24 protein-coding genes are annotated in these 17,526 nt (G+C 39.9%); all 24 read right to left on the reverse strand.

Features of this window, described 5'->3' with window-relative positions:
- Position 1: 1 nt before the first annotated feature.
- The gene (locus tag AA0X71_RS23735) at positions 2-790 is read right to left on the reverse strand and encodes a hypothetical protein (RefSeq protein WP_413357786.1); all 789 of its coding nucleotides are present in this window, start codon (positions 788-790) and stop codon (positions 2-4) included.
- A 214-nt stretch (positions 791-1,004) separates the two neighbouring features.
- Entirely contained in the window at positions 1,005-2,840 is a 1,836-nt protein-coding gene (locus AA0X71_RS23740; protein WP_413362736.1) for an ABC transporter ATP-binding protein, read from the reverse strand.
- A 25-nt stretch (positions 2,841-2,865) separates the two neighbouring features.
- The gene (locus AA0X71_RS23745) at positions 2,866-4,629 is read right to left on the reverse strand and encodes an ABC transporter ATP-binding protein (protein ID WP_413357788.1); all 1,764 of its coding nucleotides are present in this window, start codon (positions 4,627-4,629) and stop codon (positions 2,866-2,868) included.
- Positions 4,630-4,636: 7 nt separating this feature from the next.
- Complete coding sequence (locus AA0X71_RS23750) at positions 4,637-5,071, reverse strand: MarR family winged helix-turn-helix transcriptional regulator (RefSeq protein ID WP_413357790.1); 435 nt, start codon at positions 5,069-5,071, stop codon at positions 4,637-4,639.
- A 129-nt stretch (positions 5,072-5,200) separates the two neighbouring features.
- Positions 5,201-5,593, reverse strand: coding sequence for a 30S ribosomal protein S9 (gene rpsI, locus AA0X71_RS23755; RefSeq protein ID WP_413357792.1), 393 nt, complete (start codon positions 5,591-5,593; stop codon positions 5,201-5,203).
- An 18-nt stretch (positions 5,594-5,611) separates the two neighbouring features.
- Positions 5,612-6,049 carry a 50S ribosomal protein L13 gene (rplM, locus tag AA0X71_RS23760; protein ID WP_413357794.1) on the reverse strand — a complete coding sequence of 146 codons (438 nt, stop codon included), beginning with the start codon at positions 6,047-6,049 and terminating at the stop codon, positions 5,612-5,614.
- A gap of 173 nt (positions 6,050-6,222) precedes the next feature.
- Positions 6,223-6,963: a tRNA pseudouridine(38-40) synthase TruA gene (truA, locus tag AA0X71_RS23765; RefSeq protein ID WP_413357796.1), complete on the reverse strand. Its 741-nt coding sequence runs from the start codon at positions 6,961-6,963 to the stop codon at positions 6,223-6,225.
- Positions 6,964-6,978: 15 nt separating this feature from the next.
- The gene (locus tag AA0X71_RS23770; protein ID WP_413357798.1) at positions 6,979-7,776 is read right to left on the reverse strand and encodes an energy-coupling factor transporter transmembrane component T family protein; all 798 of its coding nucleotides are present in this window, start codon (positions 7,774-7,776) and stop codon (positions 6,979-6,981) included.
- A complete protein-coding gene (locus AA0X71_RS23775; protein WP_413357800.1) occupies positions 7,773-8,642 on the reverse strand; it encodes an energy-coupling factor ABC transporter ATP-binding protein in 870 nt (289 codons plus the stop codon). Before AA0X71_RS23775 ends, AA0X71_RS23770 begins: the two co-directional genes overlap by 4 nt.
- The gene (locus tag AA0X71_RS23780; RefSeq protein ID WP_413357802.1) at positions 8,618-9,457 is read right to left on the reverse strand and encodes an energy-coupling factor ABC transporter ATP-binding protein; all 840 of its coding nucleotides are present in this window, start codon (positions 9,455-9,457) and stop codon (positions 8,618-8,620) included. The genes AA0X71_RS23775 and AA0X71_RS23780 overlap by 25 nt, the downstream gene beginning before the upstream one ends.
- A 672-nt stretch (positions 9,458-10,129) precedes the next feature.
- The gene (gene rplQ / locus AA0X71_RS23785; protein WP_413357804.1) at positions 10,130-10,492 is read right to left on the reverse strand and encodes a 50S ribosomal protein L17; all 363 of its coding nucleotides are present in this window, start codon (positions 10,490-10,492) and stop codon (positions 10,130-10,132) included.
- Positions 10,493-10,555: 63 nt separating this feature from the next.
- Complete coding sequence (locus tag AA0X71_RS23790; RefSeq protein ID WP_019157111.1) at positions 10,556-11,500, reverse strand: DNA-directed RNA polymerase subunit alpha; 945 nt, start codon at positions 11,498-11,500, stop codon at positions 10,556-10,558.
- A gap of 175 nt (positions 11,501-11,675) precedes the next feature.
- Complete coding sequence (rpsK, locus tag AA0X71_RS23795; RefSeq protein ID WP_413357806.1) at positions 11,676-12,065, reverse strand: 30S ribosomal protein S11; 390 nt, start codon at positions 12,063-12,065, stop codon at positions 11,676-11,678.
- A 21-nt stretch (positions 12,066-12,086) separates the two neighbouring features.
- Positions 12,087-12,452: a 30S ribosomal protein S13 gene (rpsM, locus tag AA0X71_RS23800; RefSeq protein WP_019157109.1), complete on the reverse strand. Its 366-nt coding sequence runs from the start codon at positions 12,450-12,452 to the stop codon at positions 12,087-12,089.
- A 21-nt stretch (positions 12,453-12,473) separates the two neighbouring features.
- Positions 12,474-12,587: a 50S ribosomal protein L36 gene (gene rpmJ, locus AA0X71_RS23805; RefSeq protein WP_000868344.1), complete on the reverse strand. Its 114-nt coding sequence runs from the start codon at positions 12,585-12,587 to the stop codon at positions 12,474-12,476.
- 58 nt (positions 12,588-12,645) lie between these two features.
- A complete protein-coding gene (infA, locus tag AA0X71_RS23810) occupies positions 12,646-12,864 on the reverse strand; it encodes a translation initiation factor IF-1 (RefSeq protein ID WP_019157108.1) in 219 nt (72 codons plus the stop codon).
- Positions 12,865-12,909: 45 nt separating this feature from the next.
- Positions 12,910-13,197: an RNA-binding protein gene (locus AA0X71_RS23815; protein ID WP_413357812.1), complete on the reverse strand. Its 288-nt coding sequence runs from the start codon at positions 13,195-13,197 to the stop codon at positions 12,910-12,912.
- Between the two features lie 12 nt (positions 13,198-13,209).
- Positions 13,210-13,956: a type I methionyl aminopeptidase gene (gene map, locus AA0X71_RS23820; protein WP_413357814.1), complete on the reverse strand. Its 747-nt coding sequence runs from the start codon at positions 13,954-13,956 to the stop codon at positions 13,210-13,212.
- Positions 13,953-14,606 (reverse strand): adenylate kinase, encoded by a 654-nt coding sequence (locus AA0X71_RS23825; RefSeq protein ID WP_413357816.1) that lies wholly within the window; start codon positions 14,604-14,606, stop codon positions 13,953-13,955. The genes map and AA0X71_RS23825 overlap by 4 nt, the downstream gene beginning before the upstream one ends.
- Positions 14,607-14,661: 55 nt before the next feature.
- Positions 14,662-15,954, reverse strand: coding sequence for a preprotein translocase subunit SecY (gene secY / locus AA0X71_RS23830; RefSeq protein WP_413357818.1), 1,293 nt, complete (start codon positions 15,952-15,954; stop codon positions 14,662-14,664).
- Positions 15,954-16,394: a 50S ribosomal protein L15 gene (gene rplO / locus AA0X71_RS23835; RefSeq protein WP_019157103.1), complete on the reverse strand. Its 441-nt coding sequence runs from the start codon at positions 16,392-16,394 to the stop codon at positions 15,954-15,956. The genes secY and rplO overlap by 1 nt, the downstream gene beginning before the upstream one ends.
- 31 nt (positions 16,395-16,425) lie before the next feature.
- A complete protein-coding gene (gene rpmD, locus AA0X71_RS23840) occupies positions 16,426-16,608 on the reverse strand; it encodes a 50S ribosomal protein L30 (protein WP_095313750.1) in 183 nt (60 codons plus the stop codon).
- Between the two features lie 13 nt (positions 16,609-16,621).
- Complete coding sequence (gene rpsE / locus AA0X71_RS23845; RefSeq protein WP_165619840.1) at positions 16,622-17,122, reverse strand: 30S ribosomal protein S5; 501 nt, start codon at positions 17,120-17,122, stop codon at positions 16,622-16,624.
- A gap of 23 nt (positions 17,123-17,145) precedes the next feature.
- Complete coding sequence (gene rplR, locus AA0X71_RS23850; RefSeq protein ID WP_019157100.1) at positions 17,146-17,508, reverse strand: 50S ribosomal protein L18; 363 nt, start codon at positions 17,506-17,508, stop codon at positions 17,146-17,148.
- Positions 17,509-17,526: the final 18 nt, after the last annotated feature.

Below are 17,526 nucleotides of genomic sequence, written 5' to 3' on the forward strand. Positions count from 1 at the left end.
TCTAGTTCACCTTTTGCCCTTTTAATACTTTAAAAAACGGTGATTGATAATTCTTTTTGAAAAATGCCCGCTGTTCTTTGTCAAACAATTTGTTATTCTCGACTGTATTAATGTAGGAATCATAAACAGAAAAACCATATAGAGAGGGGAAAAATAAGAGCCACTCAGGATTTATGAGTGAAGTAGCTTTTTCAATATCTCCTAAAAACAATAAAGAAATGGCTTCAAGCCCACGAGACTTATAAAAAAAGACCACCGCCCAAACGATCACAAAAAAGGCTGTTACAATCCTATGTAGATACAACTGTCCGAGTCCTGGTATGAAAAGAGACCATATGACCGCCATGACTGGATTTCTTTTGTCCAAATAATTAATTTCAAGCGCACCGACACTAAATGAATTAAATCTGTGTTCCTCATGCTCAGCCAATATATATACTTTGTTCATATCTACGGTGGTTCGATAACTATCCCAAATACCGAAAATATAAACGGGTATATAAATTAATAACCACCTTGTATCCAAAATATCTTTCGCCATATCAATGTCACCTTGAAAAGAATAGATCATGGCCAAATTAAGTTTGCATTTAATATTGACGACGACTTCCCAAATAAATAACACGAAACCGCGAAGATATTTTGATAATAGCATATGCCCAAATCCTGGGAAAGCAGCGCTCCACCAAGCAATAATAAAAGGATTACGAAGATGAATTTGTGTCGTACCAAGAATGCTAACATGGGCTATATATCTTCTTGCTGAATTATCATTTCTATAATTGTCCATAATTTCACCTAATGGAAAAACCTTTTTTCTTAGCATTTCTTTCCCGATAAGTCTTTATGCAAAGACTCTGTTATATGACGGTATTGTTTTTCACTCACTTTAGCTCTGTTTCGTACGAAATGAGCCAAAAATCGTTTTATCATCAAGGAGGCGAAGTAAGTGGACAATCAAAAACGGCTCTCAAACCATGTGGAATGAGAGCCGTTAAAATATCTTATGAAACTTGTTCAAATTGGCTATTGTAAAGCTCTGAATAGAAACCATTTTTTTCGAGTAACTCTTCGTGATTGCCACTCTCGATAATATCTCCATCCTTCATCACAAGGATTAGATCGGCATTTTTAATAGTAGAAAGTCTGTGAGCAATGACGAAAGACGTTTTTCCGACGGTCAGCTTATCCATCGCTTTTTGAATCAATACCTCTGTTCTTGTATCTACAGAGCTTGTCGCCTCATCTAGAATAAGTAATGGTGCATTTTCAACCATCGCACGGGCAATCGTAATGAGCTGCTTTTGACCTGATGATAGATTCGCTTTATCATCTAAAACGGTGTCATAGCCCATCGGCAACGTTTGAATGAAATGATGGAGCCCCACTGCCTTACCAGCTTCTTCTACTTCTTCATCTGTTACGTAATCTTTTGAGAATTTAATATTTTCACGAATGGTTCCTTCGAATAACCAAGTATCCTGCAAAACCATACAAAATAGATTGTGAATATTTTCCCTCGTCAGCTTGTCAATCGACACGCCATCAATCAAAATTTCCCCATCGTTGATTTCATAAAAACGCATCAGTAAATTGACAAGTGTCGTCTTTCCCGCTCCAGTAGGACCAACAATGGCTACCTTCTGCCCTGCTTTAGCAGTTGCGGAAAAGTCGTTAATGACCATTTTATCTTCACTATAGCCAAAACGGACATGACGAAATTCAACATTCCCTTTAGCCGTTTCAAGCTTTTCCATCTTATCACTTTCATTTTCAAGTTCTTCCTCATCAATGAATTCAAATACACGCTCACTTGCAGCAGCCGTTGATTGTAGGTTCGTCGCTACTTGAGCAAGCTGAGAAAGAGGCTGAGTAAAGAGACGAATATAAATCATGAAAGCGACGATGACACCAAATGAAATCGATCCGTTATGAACCAATACCGCTCCGACAATACAAACGACAACATAGCCGAAATTTCCGACAAACATCATCAGCGGCATCATGAGACCCGACATAAACTGTGATTTCCAGGCACTATCATACAATCTTGTATTGATATCGTGAAATGTATTTTTCGCCGCTTTCTCTCCGTTATATACCTTGACGATAGTATGACCAGAATATGTCTCTTCAATATGTCCATTGAGCTTCCCAAGTTCCTGTTGTTGCTGAATAAAATGACGTTGCGATTTAGAGATAATTAAGGACATAAATCCAAATCCAACAATCGTTGACAGTACTGCCGAAAGAGCCATGATCCAGTTTGTATAGAGCATCATTACGAGAGAACCTAAGAACATTGTTAAGGATGTCACCAACATTCCTAAGCTTTGATTCATCGTTTGTGCAATTAAATCAATATCGTTCGTGACACGACTAAGAATATCCCCATAGCTCGTTTTATCAAAATATTTTAAAGGCATGCGATTGATTTTCGTAGAAATATCCGTTCTCAATCGTTTCGTTACTCTTTGGGTAATGGTCGCCATGATAAAACCTTGAACATAGTTAAAGATAAATCCTAAACCATACAAGATAGCCAAAATCACAGCTAAGCGGATAATAGCATCAAGGTCGATCTCTGCCATTAATCCTTCACCAATTAAATCAGTCATCTGACTAAGGATCTCTGGTCCTACAATATTAAAGATTGCTCCTGCCATCCCAAGAACTAAGGCTATAATGATGAAGGCCAAATACTTCCTACAGTAGCCAATTAACTGTTTCATCGCTTTTTTTACATTTTTAGGCTTTGCCCCTGGGACACCCATTGGGCCACGCGGAGGTCCTGGATGATCTTCCTTGCTTGCTTTTATTTGTGTCTCCTCAGGAGCCATCTTTTGGTCATTTGCCATATCTTTATTAGCCAACTTCAAGCTCCTCCTTCGTTAGTTGAGAATAAGCAATTTCTTGATATACACTGCAACTTTTCATTAATTCTTCATGTGTACCTATTCCTGCCACTTTCCCTTGATCCAGTACTATAATCCGATCAGCGTCGATAATCGTTCCAATCCGCTGAGCAACAATTAAGGTAGTCGTATTTTCGATTTCTTTTTTGAGAGCAGAGCGTAACACCCGGTCTGTCTTGTAATCTAGAGCAGAAAATGAATCATCAAATAGATAGATTTCTGGCCTTCTTGCAATCGCTCGTGCAATCGAAAGCCTCTGCTTTTGCCCTCCGGAAATATTTGTACCTCCTTGGGCGACACTTCCCTCATATTGACCTTCCATTTTTTCCACAAATTCCTTACCTTGAGCAATTTCAATGGCTTTCTTCACGATTTCCTCATCTGAAGCATTTTGTCCATTGTCTCCATATGAAACATTGGAGGATACAGTTCCGCTAAATAACACTGCTTTTTGGGACACATAGCCAAGCTTATTATGCAACGCCTCTTGAGTGTAGTCTTTGACATTTACCCCATTAACCAATACTTCCCCTTCGGTGGCATCATAGAATCGTGGAATAAGATTGATTAATGTACTCTTCCCGCTCCCCGTAGATCCAATAAAAGCGACCGTTTCCCCACTACTTGCCTTAAAGCTAATGTTTTGCAAAATATAATCGGCAGCATCAGGATATTTGAAGCTAACATTTTTGAACTCCACTTCTCCTACTTGTCCTTCTTTCCCCTCAGTAAGGTGCCCATCAACAATATTTGCCTTTGTATCCAATACTTCATTGATCCGCTTTGCCGATACGGATGCTCTTGGAAGCATAAAGAACACAATGGATAGAAGCATAAATGCCATAATCACTTGCATCGCATATGAAGAGAAAACAACCATGTCAGAGAATAACGGTAATCGATCAACCATTGCGGCGTTGTAAATGAGATAAGCTCCAATCCAATAAATGGATAAGCTGATTCCCGACATAATTAATCCCATGCTCGGCTGCATAAGGGCCATCAATCGAGTGACGAACAGATTCGTTTTCGTTAGGTCCTCGTTTGCTTTATCAAATTTCGCTTCTTGATAATCCTCTGCATTATACGCGCGCACAACTCGTATTCCCGTTAAGTTTTCTCGAGTTACGCGATTCAAGTTATCGGTGAGACCTTGAATAATCTTAAATTTCGGCATCGCAATAAAAATCACCATCGATAGTAATAAAATCAAGAATACTACCGCAAACCCGGTTGCAGCCGTCCATTGCCAGCTCTTCCCCATAATTTTTGCAATCGCCCAAACTGCCAAAATAGGCGCCTTCACAATTGCCTGAAGCCCCATGGCGATTAATAATTGAATCTGTGTAATATCATTCGTAGAACGAGTAATCAAACTGGCCGTTGAGAAACCATTAATCTCTTCCATAGAAAAGGACATCGTCTTTTCAAAAACCTTTCCACGCAGGCGAACCGCAAATCCAGCTGCCACTTTTGCTGCAAAGTAACCAACAACAATCGCTGCTGCCATACTCCCTACAGCACATAAAAGCATATAGCCCCCTTGGAGCAGAATGTCACTCATCTGACTTCCTTCTGTTTGTACAAGTATCGTAATTTCATACAGATAATCAGGTAGCTTTAAATCCAGCCAAACCTGGGTTACGATGAATACCAAACAGCCTAATATGAGAAGCCAATCTTTTTTCTCAAGGTATTTTAAGATTTTCACCATGATTTATTTAATCCCCTTTTTCACTCTTGTTTGTAATTTCGACAATGCGAGACATGATTCTAATTAATTCTTTTGTATCCTTTTCCCCAAGGTTTTTAAGAATTTCTTCAAGCATCCTCATCGCCTTCTCATGCTCTTCTAATACAAAGCTTTTCCCTGTTTCCGTAATATGAACGACAACAAATCGTTTATCTTTTGGATCTCGATCACGCATAATATATCCTTTTTTCTCTAAACTTTTTAAAACAGAAGCAATACGAGGGGTGCTAAAATGAAGTTTTTCACTGAGCTCACCTGCTGTTAGCCCATCTCCTTCAAGTGTAAGAAACCCTAAAATTCTTCTTTCCCCTTGCGTGATATCCTCTACTTTTTTCTGAAAGGGTTTATGAATGATTTTCTTCATCGTATCAAACAGTTCATTTGCTAGCTCTTTGTAGGTCATAATCTCTCCCCTCTCACTTATCTAACACTATTAGATAATATTCCTGTTTGGAGATGAAGTCAAATTTTTTCCCCGAAGACAAAAAAACCCTCCCCACAAATGTGGAAAGAGCCTTTGATAAGCGAAAAATTAACGCTTTGAGAACTGAGGTGCACGACGAGCGCCTTTAAGACCGTATTTTTTACGTTCTTTCATACGAGCGTCACGAGTTAATAGTCCAGCACGCTTAAGAGTTGGACGGAATTCTGGGTCAGCTTGAAGTAACGCACGAGCGATACCATGACGGATTGCGCCAGCTTGACCAGTGTAGCCGCCACCTTTAACGTTAACAAAAACATCATAGCTACCAAGAGTTTCAGTAGCGTTTAATGGTTGCTTAACTACTTCACGTAGTGCTTCGAATGGAATGTAATCTGTAATGTCACGATCGTTTACTGTAATTTTGCCGTTGCCTGGAACTAAACGAACTCGTGCAACGGAGCTCTTACGACGACCAGTACCAATATATTGAACCTGTGCCATTTATAAATCCTCCCTTAATTACCCACGAAGTTCGTAAACTTCAGGTTTTTGTGCTTCATGTGGATGCTCTGCTCCAGCATAAACGTGTAATTTCTTGAACATTTGACGTCCTAAAGAATTCTTTGGAAGCATACCTTTGATAGCAAGCTCAAGCATTCTTTCAGGGTAGTTTGTACGCATTTCAAGCGCTGTTCTCGTCTTTAATCCACCTGGGTGCATGGAATGACGATAGTAGATTTTGTCAGTTAGCTTCTTACCAGTTAAGTGGATTTGAGAAGCGTTAATAATAATTACATGATCACCAGTGTCAACATGTGGTGTGAAAGTTGGTTTATGTTTACCACGTAGAATAGACGCTACTTCAGAAGTAAGACGACCTAAAGTCATTCCTGCAGCATCAACTACGTACCATTTACGTTCGATATTGTTAGCGTTAGCCATAAACGTTGTACGCATGAGTTACCCTCCTAAAATTGTTCATTTCAAATATTCATTTTCATCTTCGTATATTCTTTATCACAATAAGTTCCGGGGCTTATCGTGGGATTAAAATACATACCATATTATGATAAAACAATGCACCCTATATGTCAAGAAATTATTTGACACCAGGGCAAGTTGTTTTAATATTATTCATACATCACTTTCCACAAATACAAGCCGTGTGGTGGTGCGGTCTTACCTGCAAAAATTCGGTCTTTCTTTGCCAAAATATCAGGAATTTCAGTGGCTTCGATTTTTCCTGAACCGACCTGTAGCAAGGTCCCTACCAATATTCTAACCATATTATAGAGGAAACCATTCCCAACAAAGCGAAAAACGAGAGTTCCCTCATCTACTATCACTTCGATTTCAAAAATTTCTCTTACCCGATCTTCGACCTCTGTTTTAGCCGAGCAAAAGCTCGTAAAATCATGGACTCCGATCAAATGCTGACTTGCTGACCTAATGGCCGTTACATCAACAGGATAGGGATAATGATAAGCAAAATGACGACGAAAAGGATCGCGAGCTTGTTCAGTATGGACAACATAACGATATTCTTTTGCCGTTACATCAAAACGAGCGTGGAAAGTAGAATCCACCTTCATCACAGCGAGAATCGCAATATCCTCTGGGAGAAGCGTCTGCAGAGCGACACTCCATTTTTCCTCAGGAATCGTAAGCGGAGTGTCAAAATGAATGATTTGCCCTCTAGCATGCACGCCAGCATCTGTACGACCTGAAGCATACACCTTCACTTCTTGCCCTTTATGAAGCTTCTGTAATGCCTGCTCTAGCTCTCCTTGAACGGTACGTTTATTCGGTTGGGTTTGATAACCGGAAAATGATGAACCATCATAGGTAATCTTACATTTTAACCTCTGCATACTTTCCTCCTATCTTTAAGACCTGAAAAAGAATAACGCTCCCGCTAGAACCGCCAACAATACTAGCATGAACGTGTCAACGAATCCCCAGCTGAGCTGACGATACTTTGTTCGTCCTTCGCCACCTCGATAGCCTCTTGCTTCCATCGCAATCGCCAATTCTTCCGCTCTTTTAAAGGAACCAATAAATAACGGTATTAATAGTGGGATAATTGCTTTTACCCGTTCCTTCACTGGTCCTCCTGAAAATTCTACGCCACGTGCTGTCTGTGCCTTCATGATTTTGTCTGTCTCCTGCATCAATGTAGGAATAAATCGCAAGGAAATGGACATCATAAGCGCTAGCTCATGAACAGGAAACTTAATTTTTTTCAACGGGTCTAGTAATATCTCAATTCCGTCTGTAATTTCAATCGGTGTAGTCGTTAAAGTTAACAATGAAGTCATTAAGATGAGCAAAAAGAATCTCATCGAAATGAATATCCCTTTTTTTAAGCCCTCTTCATAAATCGTGACCCATCCCCATTGAAAAATGATCTCCCCTTCCTTTGTAAAAAAGAGATGAAGAATAAGGGTAAATAGGACAAGCCATAACACCAGTCTTAATCCACTTATCAAAAACCGAATGGGCACTTTAGAAGATAAGACCATAAAGAACGTATAGACCACCAACATCCCATAAGTAATCACATTATTCGCGATAAATACCACACACACAAAAGCAAAGATGAGTATTAATTTTGACCTTGGGTCCATTCGGTGTAAAGGGGAATCAGCCGGGATATAACGGCCAAAAATCATTTTATCCATCATTGTCGTTCTCCCCCTTTAAAAAGCTTTTCAATTTCTCCTGTCAGCTCTTCTATTGTTAAGCATGTTTTGCCTAGCTTTGTCTGAAAAGCTTTCTCCACTTTTTGCTGGAAACGAACAACCTCAGGCACGTCTAACCCCAGCTCAAGTAAGCCTTCCGGAGAATGAAAAATCTCTTGTGGCGTGCCCTTTTTATATACTTGACCATGATGCATGATCACAATTTGATCCGCGTAAAGGGACGCATCCTCCATACTATGGGTCACAAGAACGGTTGAAAGATTTCGCTCTTTATGAAGCTGGTGAAACATCTCCATAATTTCCTTTCGTCCTCGTGGATCCAAGCCTGCTGTTGGCTCATCTAAGACGATTACTTCTGGTTCCATTGCTAATACTCCAGCGATTGCCACACGTCTCATTTGCCCACCAGAGAGGTCAAATGGGGACTTCTGCAGAATATCTTCGGAAAGCCCTACCTGTTTAATGGCTTCTTTTGCTCGGGCCTTTGCTACTTCTTCTGAGACGCCAAAATTCATTGGACCAAAGCATATATCCTTTTCCACCGTTTCTTCAAATAATTGGTGCTCTGGAAATTGAAAGACGATCCCGACTCTCTTACGAATTTCCTTCAAATTCTTTTGCTTTTTTGCATTCGTGACTTCTCGCTCACCAAGAATAACCTTTCCTTTTGTAGGCTTTAAAATCGCATTTAAATGCTGGAGAATGGTCGATTTCCCTGAACCAGTATGGCCAATAATCGCGAGATAAGTCCCTGAAGGAATGTCAATGGAGACATTCTCTATCGCCAGACGTTCAAAGGGAGAGTTTGCTTGATAACGATATTCTACTTGCTGGAGTGAGATGTCCATAACTGTGCCACCAACGCTTCCTCTGATAAATAACTTTTGCTAACTGGAATACCTTTTTCCCTTAACATTTTGCTCATTTTCACTGGAAAAGGAATATCTAAACCCAGCTTAACCAATTCCTCATCCATTTGAAAAATCTCTTCAGGCGTGCCTTCACGGTATAATTGACCGCGATTTAAAACAATCATCCGATCCGCCTTTGCTGCTTCTTCTAAATCATGGGTAATGGAGATTACCGTCATATCATGATCTTCCTTCAGTTCTCTAATAACATTTAAAACTTCTTCCCTTCCCCGTGGATCTAGCATGGAAGTTGCTTCATCCAATACAATAATTTTTGGACGCAAGGCAATCACACTAGCAATAGCAACCCGTTGCTTTTGGCCACCTGACAACTGATGAGGCTCTTGCTGAAGGAAAGATTCCATCTGTACCTGTTTTAAAGAACTTTGTACTCGTTCCACCATTACCTCTCGTGGAATTCCGTTATTCTCTAACCCAAAGGCGACATCATCTTGAACGGTGGTACCTACAAATTGATTATCAGGATTTTGAAAAACCATCCCAACCGATTTTCTCGTATCCCAAACCGTTTCTTCCGTCAATTCCAAATCTCCAATTTGGATCCTTCCTTTTTCCGGATATTGAAGACCATTTAATAGCTTAGCTAGAGTCGATTTTCCTGAACCGTTATGTCCAACAATCGCTAGCCATTCACCATCATATATTTGAAAGGATACGTCCTTAAGGGCATATTCCTCTTGTCCATCGTATTTAAAGTGTACATGTTCGATTGAAACTAATGGTTTTTTCATGATATTCCTCCTCTCAGCTCTGCTTCACTGCTCTATTCTTTCCTAAACTCTTAACGAAATCTACTATACCATTTTTAACACAGTTTTCGTAATGATTGTTGTTTTTTTCGTAAATGTCCAGAAGCCGACACTTACACCTCCAACAAGTTTCATAAGCACACATTAAGTTTCAACGGCACTTTTCGCTCTTCCTTGCTTATTTAAGCAATATATATCAGTGCTTTATTTTGGCAATATATAATTCAAAAGCAACTATGTCTGCAAAAAAAACCTTTTTAAAGAAGGATTGGTACTACTGAGGACATAAAAAGGAGGCAAAAAAAGAAACCCGCCATTTGGCGAGCCTTTGTGGTATGAAGACATGACTTAAAAATAGAAAATAAGTTCAATATTCTTTCAAAGCAAATGTCTTCCATTGGCTCTTATTTCATAAATAAAGCCTGCACCTCTTTAAAAACCCTTTTCAAAGAGGTGCGTGAGCTAGACGTGACATGTATGGCATAATCCTCCCTCATAAAACAAAAGAATTAGCATAAAATAAAGACCCAAAAGGTACATGCCCATCGTAACACTCGAATAATGGCTTAGTTCAATCTTGCTTTACAGAAAAAGGGCAAGAAACAAGTTTGTTCAAACTGTCCTATGCCCCCTTGGTCTGTCTTGAAAGTGATATTACACTAATTCGATAATTACCATTGGAGCTCCGTCTCCACGACGTGGTCCAAGCTTCATGATACGAGTGTATCCACCTTGGCGTTCTTGGTAACGAGTAGCGATATCAGAGAATAATTTTTGTACTGCATCTTGGTTTTCTTCAGCATTTGCAACTTCGTTACGAACGAAAGCAGCAGCTTGACGGCGAGCATGAAGATCTCCACGTTTTCCAAGTGTAATCATTTTTTCCACAACTGAACGAAGTTCTTTCGCACGAGCTTCAGTTGTTTCAATACGCTCATTGATGATAAGATCTGTAGCTAAGTCACGTAACATTGCTTTACGCTGAGCGCTTGTGCGTCCTAACTTTCTGTATCCCATGAAAGTTTCCCTCCTTTGTTGAAGTCCTAAAGCAATGGGTTTGTCTTACACGAAAGGCACTTATCAGTCATCTTTGCGTAAGCCTAATCCAAGCTCCTCTAATTTATGTTTTACCTCTTCAAGAGATTTACGTCCTAAATTACGTACCTTCATCATATCTTCTTCAGTCTTATTTGCTAATTCCTGAACAGTGTTAATGCCAGCACGCTTTAAGCAGTTATATGAACGAACTGATAAATCAAGTTCTTCAATCGTCATCTCTAAAACTTTTTCTTTTTGATCTTCTTCTTTTTCAACCATGATTTCAGCATTTTGTGCTTCATCCGTTAATCCAACGAAGATATTCAAATGTTCCGTAAAGATCTTAGCTCCTAATGCAACCGCATCTTGAGGACCAGTACTTCCATCTGTCCAAACATCAAGAGTTAACTTGTCATAGTTGGTTAATTGGCCGACACGCGTATTTTCCACTTGGAATGCCACACGTGAAACCGGAGTAAAGATAGAATCGATTGGAATAACACCGATCGGTTGATCTTCTCTCTTGTTTTGATCAGCAGGTGTATAACCTCGACCCCTTTTGGCCGTTAATCGCATACGCAAATTACCATTAGTACCTAGGGTCGCAATGTGAAGATCGGGGTTCAAAATCTCAACATCACTATCATGAGTAATGTCGGCTGCTGTAACAACACCTTCACCTTGTACATCAATCTCAAGCGTCTTCTCTTCATCAGAGTAGATTTTAAGTGCAAGTTTCTTAATGTTTAAAATGACAGATGTAACATCTTCAACGACGCCTTCAATTGTTTGAAACTCGTGAAGTACCCCATCAGCTTGAATCGATGTGACAGCGGCACCTGGGAGTGACGATAATAGGATACGACGTAAGGAGTTACCCAAAGTAGTACCATATCCACGCTCAAGCGGTTCTACGACGAACTTCCCGTACTTTGCATCATCGCTGATCTCAACCGTTTCGATTTTTGGTTTTTCTATTTCGATCATCAAATTACCCTCCTTCAAAACGTCGAAATCTCAGTTAAGAATCCTAACTGAAATTCCCCCTGTATACGTTCCCGATTGTGCACAACAACTGGATGAATGATTCTGTATTTTTATTTACAAAAAATTTAGTATCATATCCCATTATAGACAGGGATTTAAATTCTATACAGAAAAATTACACACGACGACGCTTAGGTGGACGGCAACCGTTATGTGGAACTGGAGTTACGTCTCTGATTGCTGTAACTTCAAGACCTGCAGCTTGAAGAGCACGAATAGCTGCTTCACGACCTGCACCAGGACCTTTAACCGTTACCTCAAGAGTTTTCATTCCATGTTCCATAGAAGATTTAGCTGCTGTTTCAGCTGCCATTTGTGCTGCGAAAGGAGTAGATTTACGAGAACCTCTAAATCCTAATGCACCAGCACTTGACCATGCAATTGCATTTCCATGAACGTCAGTAATTGTTACGATAGTGTTATTAAAAGTAGAACGAATGTGTGCAACACCTTGTTCAATATTCTTTTTAACACGACGTTTACGTGTATTTGTTTTACGAGCCATTTCAAGTACCTCCTTTACCGATTATTTCTTCTTGTTAGCTACAGTTTTACGTGGGCCTTTACGTGTACGAGCATTGTTCTTCGTATTTTGACCACGAACAGGTAAACCACGACGATGACGAAGACCACGGTAGCTTCCGATTTCCATTAGACGCTTAATGTTTAAAGATACTTCACGACGAAGGTCACCTTCAACCTTTAGCTTGTCAATGATGTCACGGATTTTATTTAATTCATCTTCAGTTAAATCACGAACACGAGTGTTTTCAGAAACACCTGCTTCAGCTAAAACCTTTTGTGCTGTACTTTTACCAATACCAAAAATGTATGTTAGAGAAATCACTACACGCTTTTCACGTGGGACGTCTACACCAGCAATACGTGCCATTGTATGCGCACCTCCTTAATATTAACCTTGTTTTTGTTTATGCTTAGGGTTTTCACATATAACCATAACTTTACCGCGTCTGCGGATAACTTTACATTTCTCGCAGATCGGCTTAACAGATGGTCTAACTTTCATTATCCTAACCTCCTTGATAGTACGGAGTGCAATAGATTTATTGAGAAAAGAGCTTCACTTATTTAAAGCGGTACGTAATTCTGCCGCGTGTTAAATCATATGGGGATAGCTCAACAGTTACTTTGTCCCCTGGTAAAATACGAATAAAGTGCATGCGAATCTTACCAGAAACATGAGCTAACACTGTATGACCATTTTCTAATTCTACCTTAAACATTGCATTCGGCAAAGTTTCAAGTACTGTACCTTCAATTTCAATAACATCATCTTTCGCCATCGAACTTAGTCTCCCTTCTAGGATTTTTCACCCTGTGAAAATATCCTACCTTAAACTGGATTCAAACTTTTTCAATGCATATCGTAGTTTTCCGTTCGTAACGCGACCGGTTTCTAATAAACTTCTTTGAACTTCTGGTGATACATAATCAATAAGCTCGAGGTGTAATAGATTCTTCTTCTTCGGTCGGTCAAACTTCTTTTTATCGCCGTCCGCCACTAAAACAAAGCGTTCATCTAACAACCTTACTATTATAGCATATTGTCCTGCATCTCGCCCGTGTGAAATTAAGACTATTTGACCTAATTGTAACGTACTAGGATAGTCGACCATCGGATCACCTAATTAGACAATCGTTAAAATGTCATAACCGGTTTCCGTAATTGCAATGGTATGCTCAAAATGGGCACACATTTTGCCATCGGTTGTTACTACCGTCCAATTATCAGCCAAAGTTTTAACATAACGACTTCCCACATTTACCATCGGTTCTACACAAAGCACCATTCCCGGTTTTAACAATGGACCTTTATTAGGTGGACCATAATGAGGGATTTGTGGGTCCTCATGTAAGTCTTGCCCTATTCCATGTCCAACATACTCACGCACGATAGAAAAACCATTGGATTCTACATACGTTTGAACGCTATTGGAGATGTTCGATAGACGTGCACCTGGACCAGCTTCCTTAAGACCAATGTACAAAGATTGTTCTGTCACATCTAAAAGACGTTCAGATACTTCGTCAATTTTTCCGACAGGGTAAGTCCACGCCGAATCACCATGATAGCCTTCATATTTCGCACCTATATCAATGCTAATAATGTCGCCTTCTTGTAAGACACGCTTACCAGGAATTCCATGAACAAGTTCTTCATTCACAGATGCACAAATGCTGCCAGAGAAACCATTATACCCTTTAAATGAAGGTTTAGCGTTATGAGAACGAATAAATGCTTCTGCAATTTCGTCCAACTCTTTTGTGGTAATCCCAGGAGCTATATGTTTTTTCAATTCCTGATGTGTCAGCGCTACAATCCGACCAGCTTCACGCATGATTTCAATTTCCCTAGGGGTTTTACATATAATCATGCATTTAAGCCCCCGAGAAGATTATCTATATCAACAAACACTTTGTTAATATCCTGCTGACCATCAATATTTCTCAAGTACCCTTTTGTTTCGTAGAAATCAAGTAATGGTTTAGCCTGTTCGATGTTCACCTGAAGACGATTATTTACCGTCTCAGCATTATCATCCGCACGTTGGTATAGCTCTCCACCACAACGATTACATACACCCACTACGGCAGGAGGATTGAACACTAAGTGATAAGTGGCACCGCAATTTTTACAAATGCGACGTCCTGTTAATCGCTCCATTAAAATGGCTTGATCGACATCAATATTAAGAACAAAATCAATCTTTTTTCCTAACTCGGCAAGAATGGATTCAAGAGCTTCCGCTTGAGGGACTGTTCTTGGAAAACCATCCAGCAAGAATCCATTTTGACAATCTTCTTTGCTTAATCGTTCTCTTACAATTCCGATTGTCACTTCATCTGGAACAAGTGCTCCTTGATCCATGAAAGATTTTGCTTTTAAGCCTAATTCCGTACCTTCTTTCATTGCTGCACGAAACATGTCGCCTGTTGAAATATGAGGAATGCCGTATTTTTCGACGATTTTCTCGGCTTGTGTACCTTTACCGGCACCCGGAAGACCCATTAATACTAAATTCACGTGAATTCCTCCTTAGGCTAAAACGGTATGGGAACCAGTTGTCCCCACAACCGAATTATTTAATAAAACCTTTATAGTGACGTTTAACAAGCTGAGCTTCAAGCTGTTTCATCGTTTCAAGTGCAACCCCGATAACGATTAGCAAACTTGTTCCACCGATTTGTGCAGATTGTGGCAAACCAGCAAAATTCACGAAAAATACCGGTAAAATAGCAATTGCTGCTAAGAAAATCGCACCAACAAATGTTAAACGATATAAGACACGAGTTAAATATTCCTGTGTACTCTTCCCTGGACGTATACCTGGAATATAACCGCCTTGTTTTTTCAAGTTCTCTGCAACCTGTTCAGGATTAACTTGAATAAAGGCATAGAAATAAGTAAACGCAATAATTAGTGCGCTATAGATTACCATTCCAATCGGCTCAGTATAATCAAATATTCTTTGAATCCACAATGTAACATTGTTTTGTTCAAAAAATTGAGCGATGGTGGTAGGTGTTACGATAAACGAAATGGCAAAGATTACTGGGATAACTCCAGCAGCATTCACTTTTAACGGTAAATGTGTGGACTGACCAGTAGGCATACGCCCTGCTACCATACGTTTTGCATATTGAATTGGAATTTTACGTAACGCTTGGTTAACGAAAATAACTCCAACAACAATGGCGACAACTGCCACTAAGAGAAGAAGCATTGTCACAATACGGATGAATAGCGCATCTCCTGCGTTTTCAAATTGTTGAGCATATATTTGGTTTAGTGTTGATGGGATTCCAGCAACGATACCTGCGAAGATGATAATCGAGATTCCGTTACCGACACCTTTGGACGTAATTTGTTCGCCAAGCCACATTAAAAACGCAGTTCCTCCAGTTAACACTGTAGCAATGAGTAAGTAGCTTCCGATACCAGGGTTGTTAATTAACATTCCGCCGGCTAAGTTATTGAAACCATACGACATCCCTAAAGCCTGTATAAAACCTAAAACGATGGTGAAATAGCGTGTAAATTGAGCTAATTTACGACGCCCAACCTCCCCTTGCTTTGACCATTCCGAAAACTTCGGTACAACATCCATTTGTAACAACTGAATGATGATGGATGCTGTAATGTAAGGCATAATACCCATTGCTAAAATAGAGAAGTTTAGTAATGCACCACCGCCAAATGTATTCAGTACCCCAAATACACTTAGTTCATCTTGAGCCTTTAACACTTCTGCATCTACTCCTGGAACAGGAATAAACGTACCGATACGGAATACAATCAACATTAAAAGGGTGAATATGATTTTTCGTCTTATATCACCCACGCGCATAAAATTGGAGATTGTCTGAAACATTAAATCACCTCTACATTACCGCCGGCAGCTTCAATCGCTTCCTTCGCAGCAGAGGAGAATTTATGAGCTTTAATTGTAAGCTTTTTCTCTAACTTGCCGTTAGCAAGAACTTTGATTCCTGCTTTCTCTTTGCTTACAATCCCTGTTTCGATAAGAAGTTCTGGAGACACGATTGTACCGTCTTCGAAACGATTTAAAGCATCAAGGTTAATGATCGCATACTCTTTACGGTTGATGTTCGTAAATCCACGTTTTGGTAAACGACGGAATAAAGGTGTTTGACCACCCTCAAATCCTGGACGTACGCCACCGCCTGAACGAGCATTTTGACCTTTATGACCTTTACCAGCAGTCTTACCATTACCAGACCCGATACCGCGTCCTTTACGTTTGCGTTCGTGACGAGATCCTTCTGCAGGTTTTAATTCATGAAGTTTCATATTGGCACCTCCTTGTTTAAGAAGAATTGAATTATATTTCTTTCACTGTTACTAAGTGAGCAACTTTGTTAATCATACCACGGATTGCAGGATTATCATTTTTCTCAACTGTTTGGTGCATTTTGCGTAGGCCCAATGCTTTAACAGTTTCCTTTTGATCCTGTGGGCGACCAATAACACTGCGAGTGAGGGTAATTTCTAATTTGTTAGCCATTTGATTTCCCTCCTTATCCTAACAGTTCTTCTACTGACTTACCACGTAATTTAGCTACGTCTTCAGCACGTTTTAATTGTGTTAATCCGTCTATAGTAGCACGAACCATATTAATTGGTGTGTTTGTTCCTAAAGATTTAGAAAGGATATCGCCAACACCAGCTAATTCTAGAACCGCACGAACTGGTCCTCCAGCGATAACTCCTGTACCTTCAGAAGCTGGCTTAAGAAGAATTTCACCAGCACCAAAGTGTCCGATAACTTGGTGAGGAAGAGTTGTTCCTACCATCGGTACTTCGATTAAGTTTTTCTTCGCATCTTCGATTGCTTTACGGATAGCATCTGGTACTTCTTGAGCTTTACCAGTACCGAAACCAACGTGACCGTTCTTGTCTCCAACTACTACAAGAGCAGAGAAACGAAAACGACGTCCACCTTTTACAACCTTCGCTACACGATTAACTGTAACTACGCGTTCTTCAAGTTCAAGTTTGTTTGGATCAATACGACGCATCTATTATGTCCCTCCTTTGTCTCTTAAAATTCCAATCCATTTTCACGAGCTGCATCAGCTAGTGCTTTTACACGTCCATGATATAAATACCCACCACGGTCAAAAACAACAGCTTTGATGCCTTTTTCTACTGCGCGCTTTGCAACTAATTCGCCGACCTTAACTGCTGCATCAACGTTTCCAGTAGATTCAAGACTAACTTCTTTATCTAAAGTAGAAGCACTTACTAAAGTAACTCCATTTACATCGTCAATGAGTTGCGCATAAATGTGTTTGCTAGAACGGAACACATTTAAACGAGGACGAGCTGCAGTACCAGAAAGTTTAGAACGCACACGTGCGTGTCTTTTCTTACGGGTTGCATTTTTATCAGCCTTCGTAATCATTTAGGTCACTCCTTTCGT

This window comes from Robertmurraya phoenicis (assembly GCF_047302285.1).
Classification (GTDB): Bacteria; Bacillota; Bacilli; order Bacillales; family Cytobacillaceae; genus Robertmurraya.

What these genes read in the sequence shown, in the direction of transcription:
- AA0X71_RS23735 (WP_413357786.1), bottom strand. Translation starts at nt 790, where the DNA reads ATGGACAATTATAGAAATGATAATTCAGCAAGAAGATATATAGCCCAT.
- AA0X71_RS23740 (WP_413362736.1), bottom strand. Translation starts at nt 2,840, where the DNA reads ATGGCTCCTGAGGAGACACAAATAAAAGCAAGCAAGGAAGATCATCCA.
- AA0X71_RS23745 (WP_413357788.1), bottom strand. Translation starts at nt 4,629, where the DNA reads ATGGTGAAAATCTTAAAATACCTTGAGAAAAAAGATTGGCTTCTCATA.
- AA0X71_RS23750 (WP_413357790.1), bottom strand. Translation starts at nt 5,071, where the DNA reads ATGACCTACAAAGAGCTAGCAAATGAACTGTTTGATACGATGAAGAAA.
- rpsI (WP_413357792.1), bottom strand. Translation starts at nt 5,593, where the DNA reads ATGGCACAGGTTCAATATATTGGTACTGGTCGTCGTAAGAGCTCCGTT.
- rplM (WP_413357794.1), bottom strand. Translation starts at nt 6,049, where the DNA reads ATGCGTACAACGTTTATGGCTAACGCTAACAATATCGAACGTAAATGG.
- truA (WP_413357796.1), bottom strand. Translation starts at nt 6,963, where the DNA reads ATGCAGAGGTTAAAATGTAAGATTACCTATGATGGTTCATCATTTTCC.
- AA0X71_RS23770 (WP_413357798.1), bottom strand. Translation starts at nt 7,776, where the DNA reads ATGATGGATAAAATGATTTTTGGCCGTTATATCCCGGCTGATTCCCCT.
- AA0X71_RS23775 (WP_413357800.1), bottom strand. Translation starts at nt 8,642, where the DNA reads ATGGACATCTCACTCCAGCAAGTAGAATATCGTTATCAAGCAAACTCT.
- AA0X71_RS23780 (WP_413357802.1), bottom strand. Translation starts at nt 9,457, where the DNA reads ATGAAAAAACCATTAGTTTCAATCGAACATGTACACTTTAAATACGAT.
- rplQ (WP_413357804.1), bottom strand. Translation starts at nt 10,492, where the DNA reads ATGGGATACAGAAAGTTAGGACGCACAAGCGCTCAGCGTAAAGCAATG.
- AA0X71_RS23790 (WP_019157111.1), bottom strand. Translation starts at nt 11,500, where the DNA reads ATGATCGAAATAGAAAAACCAAAAATCGAAACGGTTGAGATCAGCGAT.
- rpsK (WP_413357806.1), bottom strand. Translation starts at nt 12,065, where the DNA reads ATGGCTCGTAAAACAAATACACGTAAACGTCGTGTTAAAAAGAATATT.
- rpsM (WP_019157109.1), bottom strand. Translation starts at nt 12,452, where the DNA reads ATGGCACGTATTGCTGGTGTAGACGTCCCACGTGAAAAGCGTGTAGTG.
- rpmJ (WP_000868344.1), bottom strand. Translation starts at nt 12,587, where the DNA reads ATGAAAGTTAGACCATCTGTTAAGCCGATCTGCGAGAAATGTAAAGTT.
- infA (WP_019157108.1), bottom strand. Translation starts at nt 12,864, where the DNA reads ATGGCGAAAGATGATGTTATTGAAATTGAAGGTACAGTACTTGAAACT.
- AA0X71_RS23815 (WP_413357812.1), bottom strand. Translation starts at nt 13,197, where the DNA reads ATGGTCGACTATCCTAGTACGTTACAATTAGGTCAAATAGTCTTAATT.
- map (WP_413357814.1), bottom strand. Translation starts at nt 13,956, where the DNA reads ATGATTATATGTAAAACCCCTAGGGAAATTGAAATCATGCGTGAAGCT.
- secY (WP_413357818.1), bottom strand. Translation starts at nt 15,954, where the DNA reads ATGTTTCAGACAATCTCCAATTTTATGCGCGTGGGTGATATAAGACGA.
- rplO (WP_019157103.1), bottom strand. Translation starts at nt 16,394, where the DNA reads ATGAAACTTCATGAATTAAAACCTGCAGAAGGATCTCGTCACGAACGC.
- rpmD (WP_095313750.1), bottom strand. Translation starts at nt 16,608, where the DNA reads ATGGCTAACAAATTAGAAATTACCCTCACTCGCAGTGTTATTGGTCGC.
- rpsE (WP_165619840.1), bottom strand. Translation starts at nt 17,122, where the DNA reads ATGCGTCGTATTGATCCAAACAAACTTGAACTTGAAGAACGCGTAGTT.
- rplR (WP_019157100.1), bottom strand. Translation starts at nt 17,508, where the DNA reads ATGATTACGAAGGCTGATAAAAATGCAACCCGTAAGAAAAGACACGCA.